This is a genomic window from Streptomyces sp. MP131-18 (genome assembly GCF_001984575.1).
Classification (GTDB): domain Bacteria; phylum Actinomycetota; class Actinomycetes; order Streptomycetales; family Streptomycetaceae; genus Streptomyces; species Streptomyces johnsoniae.
In genome coordinates this window covers 2,755,705-2,776,124 of the sequence record NZ_LZNS01000001.1, presented here as the reverse complement: position 1 = coordinate 2,776,124, position 20,420 = coordinate 2,755,705, and the positions used below count along the sequence as shown (strand labels likewise).

Annotated in this window: 18 protein-coding genes; 7 read left to right on the top strand and 11 right to left on the bottom strand. The window is 70.3% G+C overall.

Annotated features, from left to right (window positions below; genetic code table 11):
* A partial coding sequence (locus STBA_RS12185; RefSeq protein ID WP_216355920.1) for a transporter substrate-binding domain-containing protein occupies positions 1–417 on the top strand: 417 nt, incomplete at its 5' end.
* A gap of 160 nt (positions 418–577) precedes the next feature.
* On the opposite strand, the gene STBA_RS37745 is transcribed toward STBA_RS12185, so the two are convergent.
* The 6 genes from STBA_RS37745 to STBA_RS38295 form a co-directional block, all read right to left on the bottom strand.
* Positions 578–958 (bottom strand): peptidase inhibitor family I36 protein, encoded by a 381-nt coding sequence (locus STBA_RS37745; protein WP_079251871.1) that lies wholly within the window; start codon positions 956–958, stop codon positions 578–580.
* A gap of 197 nt (positions 959–1,155) precedes the next feature.
* The gene (locus tag STBA_RS12175) at positions 1,156–2,040 is read right to left on the bottom strand and encodes an SDR family oxidoreductase (RefSeq protein WP_107485034.1); all 885 of its coding nucleotides are present in this window, start codon (positions 2,038–2,040) and stop codon (positions 1,156–1,158) included.
* Positions 2,041–2,220: 180 nt separating this feature from the next.
* Positions 2,221–6,546: a hypothetical protein gene (locus STBA_RS37740; protein ID WP_171987693.1), complete on the bottom strand. Its 4,326-nt coding sequence runs from the start codon at positions 6,544–6,546 to the stop codon at positions 2,221–2,223.
* A 106-nt stretch (positions 6,547–6,652) separates the two neighbouring features.
* Positions 6,653–7,063 (bottom strand): peptidase inhibitor family I36 protein, encoded by a 411-nt coding sequence (locus tag STBA_RS12165; RefSeq protein WP_077059273.1) that lies wholly within the window; start codon positions 7,061–7,063, stop codon positions 6,653–6,655.
* Between the two features lie 63 nt (positions 7,064–7,126).
* On the bottom strand, positions 7,127–8,101 hold the full coding sequence (locus tag STBA_RS12160) for a hypothetical protein (protein ID WP_077059272.1): 975 nt from the start codon (positions 8,099–8,101) through the stop codon (positions 7,127–7,129).
* Positions 8,101–8,643, bottom strand: a complete 543-nt coding sequence (locus STBA_RS38295) for a hypothetical protein (RefSeq protein ID WP_216355919.1) — start codon at positions 8,641–8,643, stop codon at positions 8,101–8,103. Before STBA_RS38295 ends, STBA_RS12160 begins: the two co-directional genes overlap by 1 nt.
* Before the next feature lie 344 nt (positions 8,644–8,987).
* On the opposite strand from STBA_RS38295, the gene STBA_RS12150 reads away from it, so the two are divergent.
* Positions 8,988–10,778, top strand: coding sequence for a proprotein convertase P-domain-containing protein (locus STBA_RS12150; RefSeq protein ID WP_077059270.1), 1,791 nt, complete (start codon positions 8,988–8,990; stop codon positions 10,776–10,778).
* 62 nt (positions 10,779–10,840) lie between these two features.
* Positions 10,841–11,446, top strand: a complete 606-nt coding sequence (locus STBA_RS12145; RefSeq protein WP_077059269.1) for a flavodoxin family protein — start codon at positions 10,841–10,843, stop codon at positions 11,444–11,446.
* Positions 11,447–11,500: 54 nt separating this feature from the next.
* On the opposite strand, the gene STBA_RS12140 is transcribed toward STBA_RS12145, so the two are convergent.
* The gene (locus STBA_RS12140) at positions 11,501–12,559 is read right to left on the bottom strand and encodes a TIGR03086 family metal-binding protein (protein ID WP_077059268.1); all 1,059 of its coding nucleotides are present in this window, start codon (positions 12,557–12,559) and stop codon (positions 11,501–11,503) included.
* A 156-nt stretch (positions 12,560–12,715) separates the two neighbouring features.
* Between STBA_RS12140 and STBA_RS12135 the strand changes: the two genes are divergently transcribed.
* Positions 12,716–13,915: an RNA-guided endonuclease TnpB family protein gene (locus tag STBA_RS12135; RefSeq protein WP_077059267.1), complete on the top strand. Its 1,200-nt coding sequence runs from the start codon at positions 12,716–12,718 to the stop codon at positions 13,913–13,915.
* 29 nt (positions 13,916–13,944) lie between these two features.
* Here the strand turns inward: STBA_RS12135 and STBA_RS12130 are convergent, their stop codons facing one another.
* Both STBA_RS12130 and STBA_RS12125 read right to left on the bottom strand, forming a co-directional pair.
* The gene (locus STBA_RS12130) at positions 13,945–14,319 is read right to left on the bottom strand and encodes a metalloregulator ArsR/SmtB family transcription factor (protein WP_077059266.1); all 375 of its coding nucleotides are present in this window, start codon (positions 14,317–14,319) and stop codon (positions 13,945–13,947) included.
* Positions 14,320–14,430: 111 nt separating this feature from the next.
* A complete protein-coding gene (locus tag STBA_RS12125) occupies positions 14,431–14,952 on the bottom strand; it encodes a GNAT family N-acetyltransferase (RefSeq protein WP_077059265.1) in 522 nt (173 codons plus the stop codon).
* A gap of 88 nt (positions 14,953–15,040) precedes the next feature.
* Between STBA_RS12125 and STBA_RS37735 the strand changes: the two genes are divergently transcribed.
* Positions 15,041–15,193 (top strand): hypothetical protein, encoded by a 153-nt coding sequence (locus STBA_RS37735; RefSeq protein ID WP_171987692.1) that lies wholly within the window; start codon positions 15,041–15,043, stop codon positions 15,191–15,193.
* A gap of 144 nt (positions 15,194–15,337) precedes the next feature.
* Here STBA_RS37735 and STBA_RS12120 read toward each other — a convergent pair whose 3' ends face one another.
* Positions 15,338–15,757, bottom strand: a complete 420-nt coding sequence (locus STBA_RS12120) for a CBS domain-containing protein (RefSeq protein ID WP_077059264.1) — start codon at positions 15,755–15,757, stop codon at positions 15,338–15,340.
* 262 nt (positions 15,758–16,019) lie between these two features.
* On the opposite strand from STBA_RS12120, the gene STBA_RS12115 reads away from it, so the two are divergent.
* Positions 16,020–16,961, top strand: a complete 942-nt coding sequence (locus STBA_RS12115; RefSeq protein WP_077063271.1) for a GNAT family N-acetyltransferase — start codon at positions 16,020–16,022, stop codon at positions 16,959–16,961.
* A 324-nt stretch (positions 16,962–17,285) separates the two neighbouring features.
* Here STBA_RS12115 and STBA_RS12110 read toward each other — a convergent pair whose 3' ends face one another.
* Complete coding sequence (locus STBA_RS12110; protein WP_077059263.1) at positions 17,286–18,722, bottom strand: glycoside hydrolase family 16 protein; 1,437 nt, start codon at positions 18,720–18,722, stop codon at positions 17,286–17,288.
* Between the two features lie 871 nt (positions 18,723–19,593).
* Between STBA_RS12110 and STBA_RS12105 the strand changes: the two genes are divergently transcribed.
* Positions 19,594–20,316 (top strand): alpha/beta hydrolase, encoded by a 723-nt coding sequence (locus STBA_RS12105; RefSeq protein ID WP_253194679.1) that lies wholly within the window; start codon positions 19,594–19,596, stop codon positions 20,314–20,316.
* Positions 20,317–20,420: the final 104 nt, after the last annotated feature.

Sequence of the window (20,420 nt, the reverse complement as noted above, 5' to 3'; positions counted from 1 at the left end):
CAGTCGGGCAGAGGCCCGCTGGTGAGCGAGTCCTCGGAAAACACCGTGGGACTTGAGGCGTTGCGCGGCGGCTCGGTGGTGACCTGGCGGAGCTCCGAGCTGGTGCGGCGGATCGATGAGGCGACCACGGACTGCGGGCAGGGCATCAGCGTCGAAGGCATACCCGACCAGATGGCCATGTCCGAGGCGGTGTCGAACGGGGACGCCGACGGGGCGCTGATCAACTACCCGACGGCCGTCTACGAGACCGGCTCGGGTGACGAGGCCGAAGGGCTGGTGATCGCCGGAAAGCAGCTGGACGTCGTCCCGTTCGGCATCGGGGGCGACGCGAACGAGCGCGGGCTGCGGGATGCCGTGCAGGAAGCGGTGCAGACGCTGATGACAACGGCACCCACGGCCTGGCGGACTGTGTCCTGACCGAGGCGACCGTCAACGCCGGGAGATGACCGGCTCCTCCGGCGCCGTGACCGGGCACCGGACGGCGGACGGCTCCCTCCGCACCGGCCGTCGGCCCTCGGCGGGCGGTGCGGTCGGGTGCCCCAGCCCTGGGCTGGGCTGGGGCGTGTGGCCTCTTGCGTCAGCAGCCGCTGCCGACGCGGAGAGAGGTCATCTTGTCATTGAAGTGCGAGGCCACCGCCGCTTCGGACTTGCCCGCCCCGATGGAGAACATGCAACCGGTGTAGTTGGAGTGCTCGTACACGCTGACGGTTTTGCCCGTGCGGTTCCAGTACGAGGTCATCCGGTCGTTCATGTAGTTGCCCACGTTGGGGTTCGACGAGGTGTAGTGCCTGAAGTCGCCCCGGTAGCTGGACTGTTCCCAGACGCAGAACGAGCCGTTCGGGCACTGATTGGGGTCTGCCGCCGCCGGGTGGGCGGTCAGCGAGGTGGTTCCAGCGGTAAACGTCAGGATGGCCGCGACGGCCCACAGGCGCGGGGTGATGCGCTTGAGTCGCAACACGTTCTCCTCCGGTTCGGTTGTCCGTGGCCGATCCCACGAACCCGGCGGAACAGTAGGGACGCAAGCAGCGTTTTGCCTATAGCGGCCACTGAGCCGAATTACGCGCAGAAATGCTCTCCAGCCCGCTGTCCAAGGGGAGTTGGCGTGACGCGGTACCCGCGGTGCTCCACCCGAAAGGGGGACAAGGACCCGTGGCGCTACAGGCCGGCGAGCTGACCGCCGTCGACCGGTACCGAGGTGCCGGTCTGGAACGCGAAGGCGTCGGAGGCCAATGCGAGAGCCGCGGCGGCGATCTCCTCCGGCTCGGCCATCCGCTTCATCGCGTCGACGCCCTGCTCGGCGAAGGCGGCCTTGGTGAGCCGCCACTCCTCGTCCGAGATGCCCTCGGGGCGGTGCGCGTCCAGCATCTCGGTGTCGGTCATGCCGGGGGCGACGGCGACGACCCGGATGTTATGGGTGGCGTTCTCCAGGGCGGCGGCCTGGACGAGTCCCGTCACGCCGTTCTTGGCCGCCGTGTAGGAAGCGAGACCGGTCCTGGTGGCGAACTGGTTCGTGGAGCCGGTGACGAGAATGACCCCGCCGCCCGCCTCCCGCATGTAAGGGATCTGGTACTTCATGGCGAGGAAGACGCCACGGATATTGGTGCTCGCGACGTCGTCCCATTCCTCGATCGACACCTCGTGCAGATCGGTGAACGGGAGCTGGATTCCCGCGTTGTTGAGGGCGATGTCCGGGCCGCCGTACCTGGCGACCGCCCGCTCCACGAACGACCGCACGTCCCGCGGGCGCCGCACGTCGGCCTTGAGGTAGGTGGCCTCGCCGCCGCTCTCGCGGATCTCACGTTCCACCGCACGCCCCAGCCGTTCGCGGCGCCCGCAGAACGCGACCTCGGCGCCCTCCCGGGCGAAGGCGATCGCGGCGGCCCTGCCGATGCCGGACGTCGCTCCGGTGATCAGGACCGATTTGCCGCGGAACCGTTCGCCGCCACCGTCCCGGTCGGCCGCGCGAGCGGTACCGGCCATGGCGGCAGTGCCGCCGAAGGCGAGTCCCGCCGCGGCGCCCACCGCGCTGCGCCGGCTCATCAGGACGTCTGTCCTCCCGCTTCGTCCCATCGCGATCCTCACCTCGTGTTCCGCTCGTAAGGGGTTGTCCCCACACGCTGCGGCCCGCTGCTGACCGCCCGCTGGAAGGGCCGCTGGAACGACGGCCTGACCTTTCCCCCGCCCCGGCGGGCGGCCGGGGCCGCCCGCCGGAACGCGGGACTACTCCCAGTAGGGGGCCGAGGTGCACAGCTCCCCGGACGGGTTCACGCCGGCACCTTCGCTGAGGTCGATGCCCCACGGGTTGCCGCCCTGGCCGCTGGTGTTGCTGCACCTGCCGTACGGCGTCTCCGCGGGGTCGCCGCCGGGCGCCGAGCCGGGCAGGGGGTTGGAGAACGACTCGAAGTCGCCCCGGCTGACCGGGTTGGCGCCGACGTGCGGCTCGCCGTCCGTACCGATGCCCAGACCGTTGTGGTACAGGTACTGGTCGGGCATGAAGCTGGACCGGAGCAGCGGATAGCCGCTCGGGGGCCTGAGGTCCCCGTCGCACGACCAGAAGTGCAGCTCGTGCCAGATGGGCGGCGCGCTGCGGAACAGCGAAGCCAGGCGGTCGTCGAAGAAGTTGCCCGCGATGTCGTCGGCCACATCCGCGACGGCCACCGGAACACCGGGGGTGGTCGCGACCTCCCCGGACCACGCCTCCGCGGCCTCGACCACGCCCGTTCCGTCCCCGAGGGCAGGCCGGTACCCGATCGAGCCGCCTGCCGCGTACTGAACGGCCACGCACTCCGCGGGCACGGTGTCGGAGGCGGGAATCCCCTCGTCGTTGATCAGGAGCGGTCCGCGGCCCACCGGCTCGTAGGCGCGGCCGGGCAGGATGCCGTCGCTGTTGGTATTGGTCGTCCTTGTGACGCCGTCGTGCTCGTTGAGGTCGACCGCGCTGTAGTTGAGGTCGGGCGGTGCGATGCCGTAATCCTCCTCGATGGCCGCGAACGTGTCGCTGACGAAGTCCGGCAGGTGGGTGTCGCCCGTGCGGTCGTCGAACTCCGCGTGTTCCGTTCCCTCCAGGATCAGGTTGTCCACCGTGACGTAGCTGACGGTGACGCTGGTTTTGATCTTGTAGGAGCCGTCGTCCTCGTCGATGTGGCCCGGCCGCGAGGCGTCCGGCCGCTGGGTGTAGGGGTTGGAGAAGTTCAACCAGGCCGGGATGCTGCTGCCCGCCGGGTGCTGCACCGGATCGGTCCCGGCCCGTTCGGCTTCGGCGTTCCAGTCCGCCATGGCCGTGCGGGTGGCGGGCGCGATGCACTCCTCGTCGGGGGAGCCGGTGCAGGCGGGCAGGCCGAGCACGGCCTCGGTCCTTTCCAGGGCCCAGTTGTAGAGCGAGCCGCGGTCGGCGAACGGGGTGCCGAGGAAGTCGGCGCTGCCGTGCGCGTCGAGGTTCTGGTTCTCGTCGAAGTAGGCCACGGACTCCACGGTGTCCTCGACGTAGTCGCCGTCGACGGGAAGCACCATGGCCGCGTCGAAGGCCACGTTGTCCTCGCCCGCCGCGCCGGGGACCATGTTGTCCAGGCGGATCTGGGGCGCATTGTCGAAGTCGAACGCGCCCAGCACCACCCAGCGGTTGCCGGTGCCGTGCTGCTGGATGGTGCGGACCTTGGTGCCGTCGGCGGTGTCGATCTCGTAGCGCGCATACCGCGTGCGGGCGCCATGGTCGGGCAGGTGCACCGCGACGATGCCGGGGCCGGTCACCGGGCGGTTGAAGTCCCAGGTGCCCTCGACCCGCAGCCGGTTGCCGTAGGCGTCGGGGTGACGGCCGTGCGCGAAGAAGAAGTTCGCGCCGAAGCCGCCGCCGATCTGGTGGAAGTCGACCTTCGCGGGCCACACCCGGTCCCCGCCGCTGGTCTCGCCCGCGCCGAAGTCGGCCGTGAAGGTACCGGAGTTGGTCCACTCCTTTGTGCAGCCCGGCCGTGCGGACGGCGCGTTGACCGGCAGGTTGTCAATGACAAGCGCGTTGTACGGTATCCCGGACAGCGAGCAGTTCGGCGGGTAGGCGGTGCCGTCCGCCTCCTCGGGATAGGTGTTGTTGAACCGCACCAGCTCGTTCCCGCAGGTGTAGTCGCAGTCCGTCTTCCAGACGGCGAGCTGGTTCCACCAGCACCGGGAGTCCTCCCGGCCGCACGGCCCGTCCGCGGACTCGATCGCGCGCGGGTCGCACGCGTTGGCCACGGTGCAGAACAGGTCGATCGGCGGCCGGACCCCGGCCCTGTGGTACCGGTCGCTGCCCTCGGTCAGTGCGTCGCCCTCGATGCCGTTCCACCAGGCGGCGCGGTAGCCCGTGACCAGGGACCCGGGCGCCTCCAGCGCCTCAAGCGGGTGGGCTGCGAAGCCGAGCACCTTCTCCTGGTACGGCCAGTCCTGCGGGTGCGCGGCGTCCCCGTACTGCGGGTTGCCGAGGCGGTCCTCCATGAAGTTGTCGCGGGCCGGGTCCCATTCGGGGTTGGCCGGGTTGTTGAACCAGCCGACGCCCCAGGCGCCGCCGTGCTGGCCCGCCTGCGACTGTGGGTAGAAGCCGGAGTTGTACGCCCAGAGCGCGAACACCCAGTTCTCCAGCTTGGCCGGGTCGCCGTTGTTGGCGATCAGGCCGGCGTCGCGCGTCTGATTCCACTTGTCGCTCAGGATGGTCAGCCCGGCCGCGATGTTGGCGGTGTAGTCGAGCGCGACGGCCCGCTGCTTCTGGTACGGCCAGGCGGCAGGCCCGCCGTCCTCGTGCCCGGCCAGCCGCATGTGGTCGGTGACCTGCGTGATCCCGTAGCCGCAGTCGGCCTCGGACCAGACGATGTCCCAGTCGTTCCCCGAGTCGCCGTCGTACAGGTCGAGCCCGTAGTAGTTGCCGATCAGCGGGTTCCCGGTCACCCCCGCCATGGTGTAGCGGGACGCCTGCCACATGTTGGACTCCTGGGCCGTGACGCCGAGCAGCACCTGCGCCGGGACCCGGCCGCCGCCGGAAAGCGAGGGCAGCGGGAACATGCCGGAGGACTGCGGCTGGTAGGCGGGCATGCCCAGGTTCTTCCAGTTCGCCGGCCGTGAGATGTGGTCGTTCAACTGGCCCTGGATGGCCCGGTTGACCGCCCACTCCACCTGCCGCGGCTTCGGCTGCATGGCCTGGTCATCGGCGCTGTTGCGGGGGACCGAGCAGGTGCGTTCGCTCTCCACCAGCTCGTCGCGGGCCGCGAGCGCCCCGGCCTGCTCCTCGTTCCCGCTCGGGTCGCGGCCGGTCTCCTCGGCGGTGACCGCGCGTTCCGGGTCGACGGTGAACGCCAGCTCCTCCTCGGTGGCCAGCGCGGTCATCCCGATGCTGACCGGCCGGGAGTCCCCGGCGTCCTCGGGCGCGATCCGCGAGTCCCGGCCGTCGGCCCAGCCGACGCCGGTCAGCAGGGCCCTGCCGTGCGTCGATGCGGTCGCCTCCCGCGGCGTGCCGGGCAGCACCCGTACGGCGGCGGGCAGTTCGTCAGTGGCCGCCTCGAACTCGCCGGTCAGCCAGACCTGGCCGGCCGCGGTGCTGGTCAGGCCGGAGCCGGTCAGCGGGCCCTCGGCCAGCGTCCGCGGTTCGGCACCGGCACCGGCACCGCCGTCGCCGAGCCGCCCGGCGGTCAGATGCCTGGCGCGGGCGGTGTCGCCGCTGCGGTCGAGGAAGACCAGGCCGCCGTCCGCGTCCGGGGTGAGCCGGAACGGCACGCCGTCCGCCTCGGCCACGTCCGTCAGCTCGCCGGAGCCGGAGACAGCCACCACGCGGCCGGCTTCGGCGGCCAGCACGGCGTCGCCGACGGGAACGGCCGAGGTCAGCTGCCGCGGCACCTCGACGGGCTCGGCCAGTTCGGCCGCGGCCACGTCGAGCACCGTCAGCCGCGTTCCGCCGAGGTCGTCGCCGCCGGACTGGGTCAGCACCGCCGTGCCGCCCGCTCCGCAGCCCGGGTTGTAGTAGGACAGGGACGTCCGGACCGGCAGGCGGGTGACCTCGCCGGAGGAGAGGTCGACGACCGCGGTGAAGGCGCCCCGGGACATCAGCGCCGGCTCGTTGGTGAACGTGCGGGGCGCGTACACCACCACCGCCCGGTCGCCGTCACCGGTCACGCAGGCGTTGCCGATCCAGGAGTCGGCGTCGAAGCCCGGCTCGGACAGGGTGGCGGCGGTGCGCCAGGCGTATCCCTCGCGGCCGTCGGCCACCAGCAGGTGGAAGCCGGTGGCGTCCCCGCTCGTCGTCCACGCCAGGTCCTCCGCCGACTCCCAGTCCTCGCCCAGCAGTTCGGGGCGCTCCGCGAGTTCGACGGCGTCGGCGCCGGGTATTTCGGGCACGGTCGCGTCGGCGGGCGTGGCCGGTTCGAGCTGGTCGTAGATGTCGGTGACGGACCGCGGGGAGGCGTCCGGCGTCCCCGCGGCGGGGGACTGGAGCAGGCCGACGAGCAGGGCCGCGCTGAGCGCGCCGAGGCCGAAGGCCCGAGGTCGGCGCCGCCGCGGCCCGCGGCGTGGCGGTCTGTGCCGGTGTGACATGGAGTCGACTCCTTTTCGGCAGGCAGGGGCCCTCCGGCGGCCGAACGCCGCCGGAGGGCCGGGACTTGAGGGGAACGGGGGCGGCCGCACGCGCGGCCGCGCCGGCTCAGACGGAGCAGCCGGAGGAGCTGGTCTTGTGGGACAGGATGCGCGGCTCGGCCTTGAAGCTGATCTCTATGCCGGCGGCGCCCGAGGTCAGGCAGGTACGCCCGCCGCCGTAGTTGGCGTTGGGGTAGTAGCTGACGGAGCCCGCCGCGTTCGGCATGACGCGCAGGGAACCGACGCTTGCGGAGCCGGCCCAGGAGCACTTCAGGTCGCCGCTGCGCCAGTCGGGGTCGTTCTGCGCGCCCGGCCATGCGCAGCGCTGGCCGGTGCCGCCCACGCCCGTGTAGAAGCAGACGGACTTCGTCGGGCACTCCCAGGCCGCTGCCTCCACGGCCTGGGCCTGCGCCGGGCCGCCGAGCATCAGGCCCGCCATGAGGCCGGTGGTGCCGAGGGCGGTAAGGATCTTGCGCATGGGTCCTCCCTGGTGGTGTCCGCCCCGGGCAGGTGCGCGCCCGGGGTCCGGTTCCGCGCCGTGTCAGCCGGCCGCCTGGCCGGTGAGTTCGGCGGCGTCGGCCAGCACGCGGCCGTTGCGTTCGGCGGCCTCGGTGAGCGCCTGCCGGTTCTCCTCGATCAGCCGCTCCTGGATGCCGCTCTCCGTCTCGAACCAGATCGTGACGAGCCCGGTCTCCTGCTTGCAGCTCACATCGGCGACCGCGAGGTCGCGTTCCGCGTCGTCCGCCGCGGGGGCGAGGGTGTCGTAGTGCGCGTCGGTGTCCCAGACGGTGTTCAGCGCGTAGCCCTGCCCGGCCATGCAGTCCGACCAGGCCGCCATGGCCCCGGTCACCGCGGCGGTCTCCTGGGACTCGGTGAAGCTCTGCCCGCTGATCTCCTCGGCCAGGTCCGCGTTCAGGCCGCCGGCCGCGTCCGCGGCCTCGGCGAGGCAGCCGCCCGCGGGCACCGGGTCGCCGCCGAAGGCGGACAGCGCCCCGGCTCCGGTCCGCCCGGTGAGGACGGCCTCCTCGTCCGCCGTGCGTGTGGCGGCGGAGGGCTCTGCGCCCGGCTCGGCGGCCGGTGACTCCGGCAGGTGGTAGCCGTACCGGCCGGCTTCCTCGATGTCGGTGAGGCCGTACCGCCGCGGCATGTTGGCCGAAGTGTTCGCCGGGGGCGGCGCGGTGCCCAGCGGCTCGGTCTGCCAGCCGGTGAAGCCGAACCTGTTCATGCAGGTGGTCTCGGCGGTGTCCCTGGCCAGTTGGGCGTCGATCGTCTCGGCGTACGTCGGCAGGTACGCCTCGATCGGCAGCGCCAGGCCCGCGGCGAGACCGCTCTCCGGCACCTCGGCGGGCCAGTCCTCCTGGACGACGCGAGGGCCGGGCGTGTGCTGCGGCGCCTGCCCGGTGCCCGGCGGGGCGGCGGGGGCGTCCCCGGCCGCCGGCCGGCCGCAGCCGGCGGCGGCGAGCAGGGTGAGCAGGGTGAGGGAAAGGGGAACGAGCAGACCGCGGGTCGCTCTCATCAGAGCCTCCTGCTGCTGGCGTTGTCGTTCTTGAGAGCGGGGACGAGATTTTCCGAACCCTCGATCGTCTGCGAGGTGCCCTGATATCCGGTGTTGTAATAGATGCGGTGGTGGCGGCTGTCCGCGTTCACGGCTCCGGCGGCGTCATTCTTCAGGGAGTAGCCGGAACCAGTGGCCGGGCCCCCGCACTTGTGTCCGTTCGCGCCGGACCATCCGGTGTCGTCCCAGATGCGGCCGTGCGAGAACTGGTACAGGACATCAAAGGTGGTGGTCCCGTGCTGGATCGTGTGCCCGTTGTGCGAGTACAGATTTTTGTTGGTGATGAAACAAGGGCTGTCGAAAACCCCGTCGTTGCCGCGGCTGTTGTAGAAGATGGCCATGCAGGCGGTGGTCATGGTGCACTGGTCGTCCTCGTAGATGGCCTGCACACCCACGCCGCCATCGGTGCTCTCCCGGGCCTGTCCGCTCGCGGGCGCCGACAATGCCATGGATATTGCCGCCAGCGACAGCACTCCTGCGCGGAGCGCACTGCGTCTCGCCACGTGAAATCCTCCAGAGTCAGACTATGGCTTTCCTGTCGATTCGCCGTCGGCCGCGGCATTGGGCAAGATGTGAAGTTACTGTGACCGCCGTCCGGGGTCAAGGACTTGAGATGCCCGCGCAAAGCGCTTGTTCTTTTATTGATTGCGAATTGCATTTCTTTTATATGTGCCCATTCCGTTGCCGGGTGCCCCGCAGAGGGGAGCGGAGCGGTGCCCGGGCGGCCCGGGCGCGACCGTGGCTGATCTACCGGCAGGTGAGCGGGAGTTGAGCCGTGACCTGACCTGACGCTGTCATCTACGCTGTTCACCTGCCACGTCGTTCGACCACACGGGGGGTGCTGGGCATGGACCACGCCGTGGGACCGGGAAAGCTGATCGGCGGGCGGTACGAGCTGACGGAGCAGATCGGCAGCGGCGGGTTCGGGAAGGTCTGGAAGGCGCGCGACCAGCGACTCCAGGCGGACGTGGCGGTCAAGGGACTGCTACTGCCGCTGTCCGCGTCGCCCACCGAGCGGGAGGAGCGGCTCAAGCGGGCGGAACGCGAAGTCCTCAACGCCGCCAGGCTGCGCGACCACCCCAACATCGTGAGCGTGCATGATGTCGTCGTCGAGGACGAGATTCCGTGGATGGTCATGCAGCTCGTCGTGGGCCGTGCGCTGAGCGCCCGCGTTCGGGAGTCAGGACCGCTGTCCGTGCGCGAGGCCACCGATGTGGCCAGGGCCCTGCTCAAGGCGCTCGACGCGGCGCACCGGGCGGGGATCGTGCACCGTGACATCAAGCCGGCCAACGTCATGCTCGCCGACAACGGCGAGATCTTGCTCACCGACTTCGGGATCGCGACCCACGACACGGACGTCTCGCTCACCGTCACGGGCAGTGTCGTCGGCTCGGCCCCCTACATGGCGCCGGAACGTGTCCACGGGGAGAAGGGGCAGGCGCCGAGCGACCTCTTCTCCCTGGGGGTGACGCTGCACGAAGCCGTCGAGGGTGCCTCGCCTTTCGACCGCGACTCCACGCCCGCGTCGCTGCACGCGGTCGCCTACGAGGAGCCCCCGTCGCCGCGGCGCGCGGGGACGCTGACGCCCCTCATCACGCGCCTGCTGGCCAAGGCGCCCGACGACCGCCCGACGGTCGCCGAGGCACTCGCCCTGCTCGACTCCCCGCCGTCGGAAGTCACGTCGCCGCACGCTGCCGGCCCGCCGACCGCGGTCGTCACGGAGACGTCGTTGACGCCGCCCGAGGCCATGCGCACGGCAACGGCCCTGCCGCCACCGCCGGTCGTACCCCTGCCGCCTGTCGCACCAGTCGGCGGCAACCCGGCGCCGGCATCATCCGGCGCTTCGGTGCAGAAGTGGCTCGGCTGGCTCGTGGCCCTCGCTCTCGGTGTACTCGTGGCCGTGCTGTTCGCCGTCAACCAGGGAGAGGACTCGGACACCGGCACGGGCTCGTCGGCCGGTGGGTCGTTCAGCAGCACGGGGCCGGTTTCGATCGACGATCTGGAGGAGGTGGAGTCGAGGATCGAAGTCGCGGGTATCGAGGGGAATGCTCCGGGGGCGTTGGGGGTCTCGGTGGATGTGAGTCATTCGCACATCGGGGATCTGGAGGTGGAGTTGGTGTCTCCGGATGGGACGGTGTTCGAGTTGGAGGCGTTTGAGGGGCCTCATGAGTATTCGGTGGATGCTTCTGCGGTGGGCGCCAGTGGTACGTGGACTTTGCGGGTGGATGATACTGCTGCGGCTGATGAGGGGACTCTTAATTCGTGGTCGTTGAGTTTTGGGTCGGGTTCGGTGGGGCAACAGGGTTTTTCGAATGGTGGGTTGTTCAGCAGCACGGGGTCGGTTTCGATCGTGGATAATGAGGTGGCGGAGTCGCGGATTGACGTGGTGGGTGTCGAGGGGAATGCTCCGGGGGCGTTGGGGGTTTCGGTGGATGTGAGTCATTCGTATATCGGGGATCTGGAGGTGGAGTTGGTGTCTCCGGATGGGACGGTGTTCGAGTTGGAGGCGTTTGAGGGGCCTCATGAGTATTCGGTGGACGCTTCTGCGGTGAGTGCCAGTGGTACCTGGACCTTGCGCATCGACGACACCGCTGCGGCCGACGAAGGGACCCTCAACTCCTGGTCCCTGCGGTTCTGACGCATGCTCGTCCACCCGGATGGCCACGTTCGGCCCCGGAGGAGGCGGGTACCCGGCGGCGTGTGAGAGCCATCGTGATCAACTGCACCCTCAAACCGTCACCACAGCCGTCGAACACCGAAGCGCTGGCACACGTGGTCATCCAGCAATTGGAGGGTCACGGCGTCCGAACGGAACTGGTGCGCGCCGTCGATCTGGACATCAAACCGGGCGTCGAGAGTGATATGGGCGGCGGTGATGACTGGCCCGCCGTGCGCGAACGGCTGCTGGCCGCGGAAATCCTCGTCATCGCGTCCCCCACGTGGCTGGGACGGCCCTCCTCGGTGGCCCAGCGGGTGCTGGAACGGATGGACGCCATGCTGTCGGAGACCGATGACCAGGGCCGTCCGGTGGCCTACAACCGGGTCGCGGGGGTGGTCGTGACCGGCAATGAGGATGGCGCCCACCACGTCATCAGCGAGATCCACGGGGCTCTCGGCGACATCGGCTACACGGCGCCTGGACAGGCGTGGACCTACTGGCACCTCGGCCCCGGGCCCGGGCCCGACTACCTGGACGACCAGCGGGGCCACGACTTCGCGGAGAAGTCGGCCCGTTACATGGCCGCCAATCTCGTCGGAACGGCGCGGGCCCTGGCCGTCACCCCGCTGGGCCCGCCGCCGGGCTGAGGCACCTGCCCGGCGTCCCGAGCGTGGGCGCCGGGCCCAGGGGGCCGCCTGAGGTCAGGGGGTGCGGCCGATGAAGGCGAGCAAGCGGGTCTGCACGTCGGCGCTTTCGGGCACCTCGACCCGGGGGCCGTACTGCCCGCTGCCGCGGAGCACCTCGTCGAGCGGCAGCATCCCTTCGAGCAGCTGGGCGCACTTGCCGGGGTCGAGCCTCTCGTCCTGGCCGGTGGCCCGGGCCAGATCCCAGATGTGCATGAAGACGTCGGCGGTGTAGAAGCGGTCGACCGCCTGGTCCAGCGGGACCTCCCCGATGTGCGGGTTCGACAGCATCTTCTGTGCCGTGGCGGGATCGTCGAGAAGGGCCTGTACCGCGTCGTTGTGGACCGTCCAGGCCGCCACCGGGTCGTCGTCCACCGACGGCCCCTTCGGCAGCTCGATGCCGGCGCCGTTCCTCAGCAGGTCGGGGAACCACTCGACGAGGTGACGCACCACGTCGCGGGCGACCCATCCCTCGCACGGCGCCGTGTTGTCCCACGCCCCCGGAGGCACGCCGTGTACCCGGTCGGTGAAGACGCGTGCGATCCTGCGGTGCTCATCGGCTGCCCGCGTGCCGCGGAGCAGCTCGTCGAGCCGCTCGTGGCCCTCCCGGACGCCGCCCTCGGCGCCGCTCGCGAGCATCGCGTCGCGGGCCTCGACGGATTCCATGAGCGAGGTGGCGACCAAGCGGGTGCGGCCACCGAGGTCCTCGAAGGCGGCCGTCTCCAGGCTGACCCCGTCCGGCACGTCCTCGAAGGTGCAGGTCTGCACGATCCGCTCGTTGGGGCGCACCTCGTGGAACACGCCGTAGAAGCCGTACTCGGTCCCGTCGTCGGCGCGGTGCACGTAGCGGTACGACCCACCGCTGCGCGCGTCGTACCGGTCGATCCGCATGGTGAGCCGACGCGGGCCGAGCCACTGAATGACCAGGTCGGGGTCGGTGTATGCCCGGAACACGCGCTCGGGCGGAGCGTCGAACTCCCGGGTGATCACGAGGGTGGGAAGCGCCGGGTCGGCCGCGATCTGCGTTTCGCCGCGACGGTCGGTGTCCGTGCCGTTCGTGGTGTTCGTGCTGTTCATCAGAGTCCTTTCGCGGATACCCCCGCGTTTGCGCGGGGGGAGGAAGCGGACCTCTGCGGAGCAGGACAGGGAGGGGCGCATCGCCGCCGGGGTGATGCGCCGTTCACCGCCCATCACCCGCGGATGGTCACAAGCTGGCACGTTGGTAAGTGATCCATGCCGACCGTGCACGTGAAGCGGGCGTTCAAGTACCGCTTCTGTCCGACCCCGGAGCAGGCCGCCGAGCTTGCCCGGACGTTCGGGTGCGTGCGGAAGGTCTACAACCTGGCGTTCGCGGCCCGTACCCAGGCGTGGGCCAGGCGGGAGCGGGTCAATTACAACCAGACGTCGGCGATGCTGACGGCGTGGAAGAAGACCGGGGAACTGGCCTACCTCAACGAGGTCTCCTCGGTTCCGCTTCAGCAGGCGTTGCGGCACTTGCAGACGGCGTTCAGCAACTTCTTCGCCAAGCGGGCCGGGTACCCGCGTTTCAAGAGCCGTAAGACGTCGCGGAAGTGCGCGGAGTACACCACCAGCGCGTTCCGTTTCCGCGACGGCAGGATCACCCTCGCCAAGATGGCGCAGGCGCTGGACATCGTGTGGTCCCGTCCCCTGCCCGAGGGTGCGAAGCCCTCGACGGTGACGGTTTCGCAGGACGGCGCGGGACGCTGGTTCGTGTCCCTGCTGTGCGAGGACCCGGACATCAAGCCGCTTCCGGCCGCAGATACGGCGGTCGGGGCGGATGTCGGCCTGGACCACCTGCTGACGCTCTCCACCGGGGAGGAGATCACCAACCCCCGGCATGAACGCCGTGACCGGGCCCGTCTGGCGAAGGCGCAGCGAGACCTTGCCCGCAAGGCCAGAGGTGAGGGGGCGAACCGGGCCAGGGCTCGCAGGAAGGTCGCCCGCATCCACGCCCGGATCGCCGACCGGCGCCGTGACCTGCTGCACAAGCTGTCCACCCGACTCGTCCGCGATAACCAAGTGGTCGTGATCGAGGACCTGACCGTTCGGAACATGGTGAAGAACGGCACGCTCGCCCGCGCCATCTCGGATGCGGCGTGGCGCGAGTTCCGCACGATGCTGGAGTACAAGGCCCAGTGGTACGCCCGCGAGGTGATCGCGGTCGACCGCTTCTTCCCCTCCTCCAAGCTGTGCTCGGCCTGCGGCACCCTCACCCGGGCGATGCCGCTGAACGTCCGCACCTGGACGTGCGAGACCTGCGGCACGACCCACGACCGGGACGTGAACGCGGCGAAGAACCTCAAGGCCGCCGGGCTGGCGGCGTCTGTCTGTGGAGCCGGTGTAAGACCTCAACGGAAAACTCCGGGCGGGCAGTCGGCAACGAAGCAGAAACCCTCACGGCGCGAGCCATGAGAACCCCCTCGCTCAAGAGGGGGAAGAAGTCAAGATGCCGCTTCCTCCGTCGGGGTGCCGGTGCCGGTGCCCGGCACGGGCGGCTCGTCCAGCTGCTCGAGAACGGCGTCCAGCCGGCGGAAACGGTCCTCCGCCTCGCGCCGGTACCGTTCGATCCACTTCGTCATCAGGTCGAAGACCTCCGCCCTGAGGTGACAGGGCCGCCGTTGGGCGTCCCTGCTGCGGCTGACCAGGCCGGCGTCCTCCAAGATCCTGATGTGCTTGGACACGGCCTGCACGGTGACGTCGTACGGCTCGGCCAGCTCGCCGACCGTTGCGTCCCCGGCGGCGAGCCGGGCGACGATGTCGCGCCTGGTCGGGTCGGCCAGCGCGGAGAACACCCGGGAAAGCCGGTCGTCGGACACGTCACACCTCTCGCCTTCAACCGATTGGTTGAATAAACGTTAGAGCCGGACCTCGGGTGTAGTCAACCGTTTGGTTGTGTAACGCGTTTCCCTGGCGTCCGGGGGTGCCCCTCACGTGATGGCGGGGCTGCGGCGTTCGATGAGGACGACGTTCCGCCACCGGCCGTGGTGGCGGCCGACGCGTTCCCGGGTGCCGATGACGCGGAATCCGGCCCGGGTGTGAAGTGCGAGGCTGGCCGTGTTCTCGGGGAAGATGCCCGACTGGATGGTCCAGATACCGGCGGCTTCGGTGGAGGCGATCAGCGCGTCCAGCAGCGCGCGGGCGATGCCCTGCCCGCGCGCTGCCGGGTGCACGTAGACGGAGTGCTCGACGACGCCGGCGTAGGCCGCGCGCGGCGAAACGCGGCTCACCGCGACCCAGCCGGCGACCCGGCCGTCGGCGCCGAGGGCGACGAAGCGGTGGTCGGGCAGTTTTGCCCGGTCGAAGGCGCTCCAGGAGGGCACGGTCGTTTCGAAGGTGGCGTTGCCCTCGTCGATTCCGGCCTGATAGATGGCCAGCACGTGAGGGGCGTGGTCCGGCCGCATCGGCCCGACGGCGGCCGCGGCGGAGCCGGCGGTGGAGGTGTCGTGCATGCACGCTTCCCTGCTAGGCGTCGTTCCACGTTGACATACGTCGAAGCAGCCCGGCGAGTCGCCTCACCTGTTGCGATTGACGAGAGACATGGAATTCGAGGCAGTCGGCGGCCGGCGCATGTCCGTCAGCACCGACTGGACGGACTACGGCCGGCCCACCGTCATCGACGCGCCACCCGCCGAGCAGACCGTTCACATCGACGACCTCGCGGCACACGACAACCCGTTTCCCCTCGGCTGAGGCCCGGGGCCCGGGCCCGGGGCGCACCTGCGGCAGGCAGGTGATCGCTCATGACCCGCCGGCCGCAAGCGACACGCGTCCGTTCCGGCGTCACCAGCAGGAACGCCGGGCTGCGGGCGGCCCGGCCCTCTCGCCTGCCCGGCGCTACTCGTTGGGATCGGCGGCGCTGATGTCGGCCAGGGCCGAATCGGTGTCCCGCTCGACGGCCAGGTCGCCCAGGGAGACGATGCCGACCGGCTGGTTGTTCTCGACCACGGGAAGGCGCCGGACGGCCCGGTGCCGCGCGAGCGTGACCACGCGGCTCACATCGTCGTCGGGGGCCACGGTGAGCAAATCCTCACTGCATGCCTCGCCCACCGTGCGGCTGCCGACGCCGTCACCCTCCGCCAGAACCCGTACCACCAGGTCACGGTCGGTGACCAGCCCTCGCAGATAGCCGTCCTCTATGACGAGCACGGCCCCGATGTCCTCATCACGCATCCGCTGCGCGACATCCACCACCGAAACGTGCGGGGCCACCTCCACGGGATCGGCCGTCATGATGTCCCGGATCTGCTGTGCCATGTGCTTCCTCCTCGCCGATACTGTGCGGGTGCTGTCGAAAGCCCGCCCTACCGGCCCGATCGGTCCGATCGGTCCGGCCGGAGTGAGCGGCAGCGCGCCCCGGGTACCCCGATCTCCCGGCGCGCCACGCCCGGGCGAGCCCGGATGTGCGGTCGGCGGGAGGCGGTCGGCGGGAGGCAGGACAAGCCCATGATCCCCGAGCGCGGCCAGGACCGCGTCCGACCCGGAGCGTGCCTTGACCATCGACACGAACGACCTGATCATGCGTCCGATCACCGGACGCGAAGAACTCGGCCTCTTCTCCCGACTGCCCTACCTCCTCAACGAGGAATTGGCGGACGACCTTGCCGCCCGCCGCCGTCGTCCGGAGTGGATGTGGGTCGCCCTGCGCGGTGACCGCCTGCTCGCGCGGGCAGCCTGGTGGAGCCGACCAGCCGGTGACACACCACTCCTCCTGGACATCCTCGACATCCTCGACACCGAAGACGGCGTCCCGGGCCCGGGTCACTTGGATATCGGGGTGCGGCTGCTGAACACCGCGATGGCCGCTGTCTTCCCGGACCTCCCGGACGGGGCGCGTCCCCCCGAGTACGGCCGTCTCGTCCCGCCGGACTGGCGGGCGAACGCGGCCACCAGGCAGGCCGTCGAGGACCGGATGGCGATACTGGAACGGACCGGTGCCCGGCTCTTCGTCGAACGGCTGCGGCTGGAGTGGCGCCCGGAATCGCCAGTTCCCGAGCCGAGCAGGCGCCTTGCCTTCCGGCCGTTCCACGATGCCGGGGAGCTCGTGGCGCTGATGGCCTCGGTCCTGGAGGGGACGCTGGACGCACACAGCCGCGCGGACCTGACCCGGATGCCCGCCCGCGAAGTGGCCGTCAGGCACTACGAGGACGAACTCGCGCGCTACACCAGCCCGCGGGACTGGTGGCGCGTCGCCACACTGCCCCATGGCGAGCCCGTCGGATTCGTCATCCCGGCCCGCAACGACTACAACCCGATCATCGCCTACATCGCGGTCCTGCCCCCGCACCGCGGCAACGGCTATATCGACGACATCCTCGCCGAGGGCACCCGAGTCCTCGCCGGGCAGGACGTCCCCCGCATCCGCGCGGCCACGGACCTCGGCAACGTCCCCATGGCGGAAGCCTTCCGGCGGGCCGGATACCTCAATTTCGGCCGCGTGATCAACATGACCTGGAACTGATCGAGTACGGGGACGGCTCACCCGGGCCGTTCCTCCGCCGCGCGGGGCTCGCACAGGCCGTCCGGCGGGACTCGGTCGTCTCCTGTACCTCCTCGCCGTCTGTGACGGTGATCCAGCCGGTGAAACGGCACGCCTCCGCCCGCCACGCCTCGGCCTCGTCCAGGCGGCTCACGTTCCACGGAATTCCCCCCGGATATGCCCGAACCGCAGGCCGAGGAGGCCATTCCTTCGTTCTTTCCGTCAAATTGTCACGTGCCCCGGGATGATGTCCGGCCGTCCCCCGCGGGGGGCGGCCGGACGGAGAAGGTCACGCGCAAAAAGAGGTCACTCGTAGGGGATGCGCACGAACGACTGGTTACCGGTGCCGAGAGCGGAGGTGCCTCCGCCGATGGCGTTCCATACTTCGACCCTGACCCGGCCGCCCGCCAAATTGCCGTGACTGCCACTGGCAGAACGCAGTCCGCGGGCTTCGGTGTAGTGCTCCCAGCCGGGGACCGGATCGGTCGCGAAGTACGCGTAGGTCTCCACCCGTTCCCAGCTGCCGTCCCCGGTCCTGTCGTAGGAGACGCGCACCTGCTGCCCGTTGGCTATCGAGGTGCCTGCGTCCACGAAGAGGTCGAAGGCGGTGGCGCCGCCGTTGTAGGCGCGGGTGACGTTCGAGGCGGTGAACGTTTGCGGCTGGTGCGGCGTGCCGTCGTGGTTCCCGCCGCCGGCGGACGCCAGGGTCACGGAGGAGGCCGAACCGCCCGCCGTGCCGAGCGCTCCGCCCTCGCGCAGGTGCAGGGTGGAACTCGGCCCCGGCGGTTCGGTGCCGCCACCGCCGCGCGTCCACACCGCGACGTAGTCGACCAGCATGGGACGGCCGGGCACGGTCGCCGCCGTCGGGGTGGCGTGGCCCGCGACCCCGTCGGGGAACGCGCCGCCCATCGCGACATTGAGCAGGATGAAGTACCCCGCGTGGTCCGTCATGTTGGACCAGGTGGTGGCGTCGAGCTGGTTCTGCGAGACGCTGTGGTAAAGCTGGCCGTCGACGTACCAGCGCAGCTGGTTGGGGCTGGCCGAGCGGTCCCACTCGAAGCTGTAGGTGTGGAACGCGGACTGACAGGTGCTGCCGGGGCAGGCGCGGCTGGCGCCCAGGCCATTGTTCTCGTTGCAGGGCCCGCCGGGAGCGACCCCGCAGTGCAGCACCCCCCAGACGGAGTTGATCCCGTTGACGTTCTCCATCACGTCGAACTCGCCGATACCCGGCCAGTTCCAGTAGTTGCCGCGGTAGGGCGAGCCCAGCGCCCAGAACGCGGGCCAGTAGCCGAGGGCGGCCGCCCCGGTGACGTTGGGCATCTGGAGGCGGCTCTCGATCCGCAGCACGCCGCCCGCCGGGGCCTTGAAGTCCGCCCGGCGGGTTTCGATGCGGCTTGAGGTCCAGTTCCCCGCCGCGTCCCGCAGCGGCGTGATGCGCAGGTTGCCGCCGCCGTCGAGGCTGACGTTGGCGGGGGAGTCGGTGTAGGTCTGGACCTCGCCCGTTCCCCAGGCGTCAGGGCCGCCGGGATATGAACGGCCGGTGTCGATCTGCCAGTTCGTCGAGGAGGGCAGGGAGCCGGACGAACCGGTGAAGTCGTCGCTCCACTGGAGGGTCCAACCGGGGAGGGACGGCACCGCGCCGCGCGCGGGCGGTGCCGCGAGCAGCGCGGCGACGAGGCCGAGCAGCACGGCGAGTGCGGTGGCCAGCGGGGTGGCTCTTCGGAATTCCATGGATCTGGACATGGGTGAGCGCCTTCCTGCCAACGGGAGGTGCGGGAACGGCCGGCGCGCGCCGCGCCGACGGATGAGAGCGCTCTCACCGGGTGTTGTAGCCCCGCCCGCCCGACCCGTCAATCCCTGCGCCCGGCAGGGGCCCGGCGGCCGTTCCGACGGCGCCCCGATCCGGGGAACGCACGCCGCGCGGCGCCTGCCGGAGTCCGTCCGCATGACAGATGTAACGACAGGCGGTGACAGACCTCACTGGCCTCCGGCGTCGCGCCGCCGCAAGTCTGGTGGCCGTGCACTCAGTTGTCGAAGACCGCCGACCGCGGGTGGCGAAGTCCCGGACGAGGCAGATGAATTTGCGAGAGCGGACAACCGCGCGCAGCGCCGGGCGGATAGGTTGCCCCTGGCCGGCATTCATCCATCAGGAGCGTCACTCATTCCCCCACCAACCCACTGTCTCGACGCCAGGCGCAGTGGCACCAGCCCCCTGAAGGCAGGGGGCCCAGGCCCATGTATGGCCGCGGTGGGCGTCCCTGACCTTTGTCGCGTCGTCAACGTGACGACGACTCGCGCGAAGCGGTTGACCGGCCATTCGTCATTTCACTTTCATGCGGTGCCGGTTCCGCCGTGCCGCGTGAATCACCCTTTTCAGCGCCGAACCATCTCGTTGGAGGAAACTGTGACCGGCAACAAGATCGGGACATCTGCCGCGATTGCGCTGTGCTGCGCCGTGGCCGGTGCAGGGCTTGTCGGCTGTGACGATTCGGATACGGGTTCGGAATCGAATGCGGAATCGAATGCGGAATCGTCCGCCCCCGCCACGCCGTCGCCGGAGGCCGATGAGGGCCTGCTCACCGGGACCGAAAAGATCACTGCCGGAGACTACTCGGTGAACGTCTCCTGCTCCGGCAGCCCGGCCGAGGGCCGGCCGGTCGTCGTTCTGCTGCACGGCGGCGGCAACGATCTGGCCACGATGGCCGAGTTCCAGGAGGCGCTGAGCGCCGAGGGCCGGGTCTGCTCCTACGACCGGCTCGGCGCGGGCGGCAGCGACCAGCCGCAGGGCCCCCAGGACTACGACGCCGTCGGGGAGACGCTGACCGCGGTGCTCGACGAGGTCGTCGGCGACCAGCCGGTCGTCCTGGCCGGGCATTCCATGGGCGGGCTGATCGCCGCCAGGTACGCCCCGGACCACCTGGACCGGGTCCAGGGCCTGGTCCTGCTGGACGCCACCTCGCCCACCGCGATCGCCGACATGGAGGCCAGGATTCCGGAGTCCGCCACCGGCGCGGCAGCCCAGTTGCGCGCCCAGACCCTGGCGATATACGCGGGGGAGAACCCGGAGCAGCTCGTCTTCGCCGACGGGGAGGTCGCTTCCGTCGGCGACATCCCGGTGCGGGTGATCCAGCACGGGCAGCAGTACCTCGCGGCGTTGGACCCCGAGTACGGGCCGGGCCTTGAGGAGGACTGGACCAAGGGCCAGCAGGACTGGGCGACGATGTCCACCAACAGCGAACTGAGCGTCGCCGAGGACAGCGGGCACGACATCCACCTGGAGGCGCCCGAGATCGCCGTCGAGGCCGTAGAGACCGTCGTCTCGCAGGCCGCCGGCTGACGATCCGGTACGACCTGGTTCAACCCGGTACGACCTGGTACGAGGCCGCCCCCGCCCGGCAGTCGTCGCGACTGCCGGGCCAGGCCGCCCCCGGAGCGGCGGGC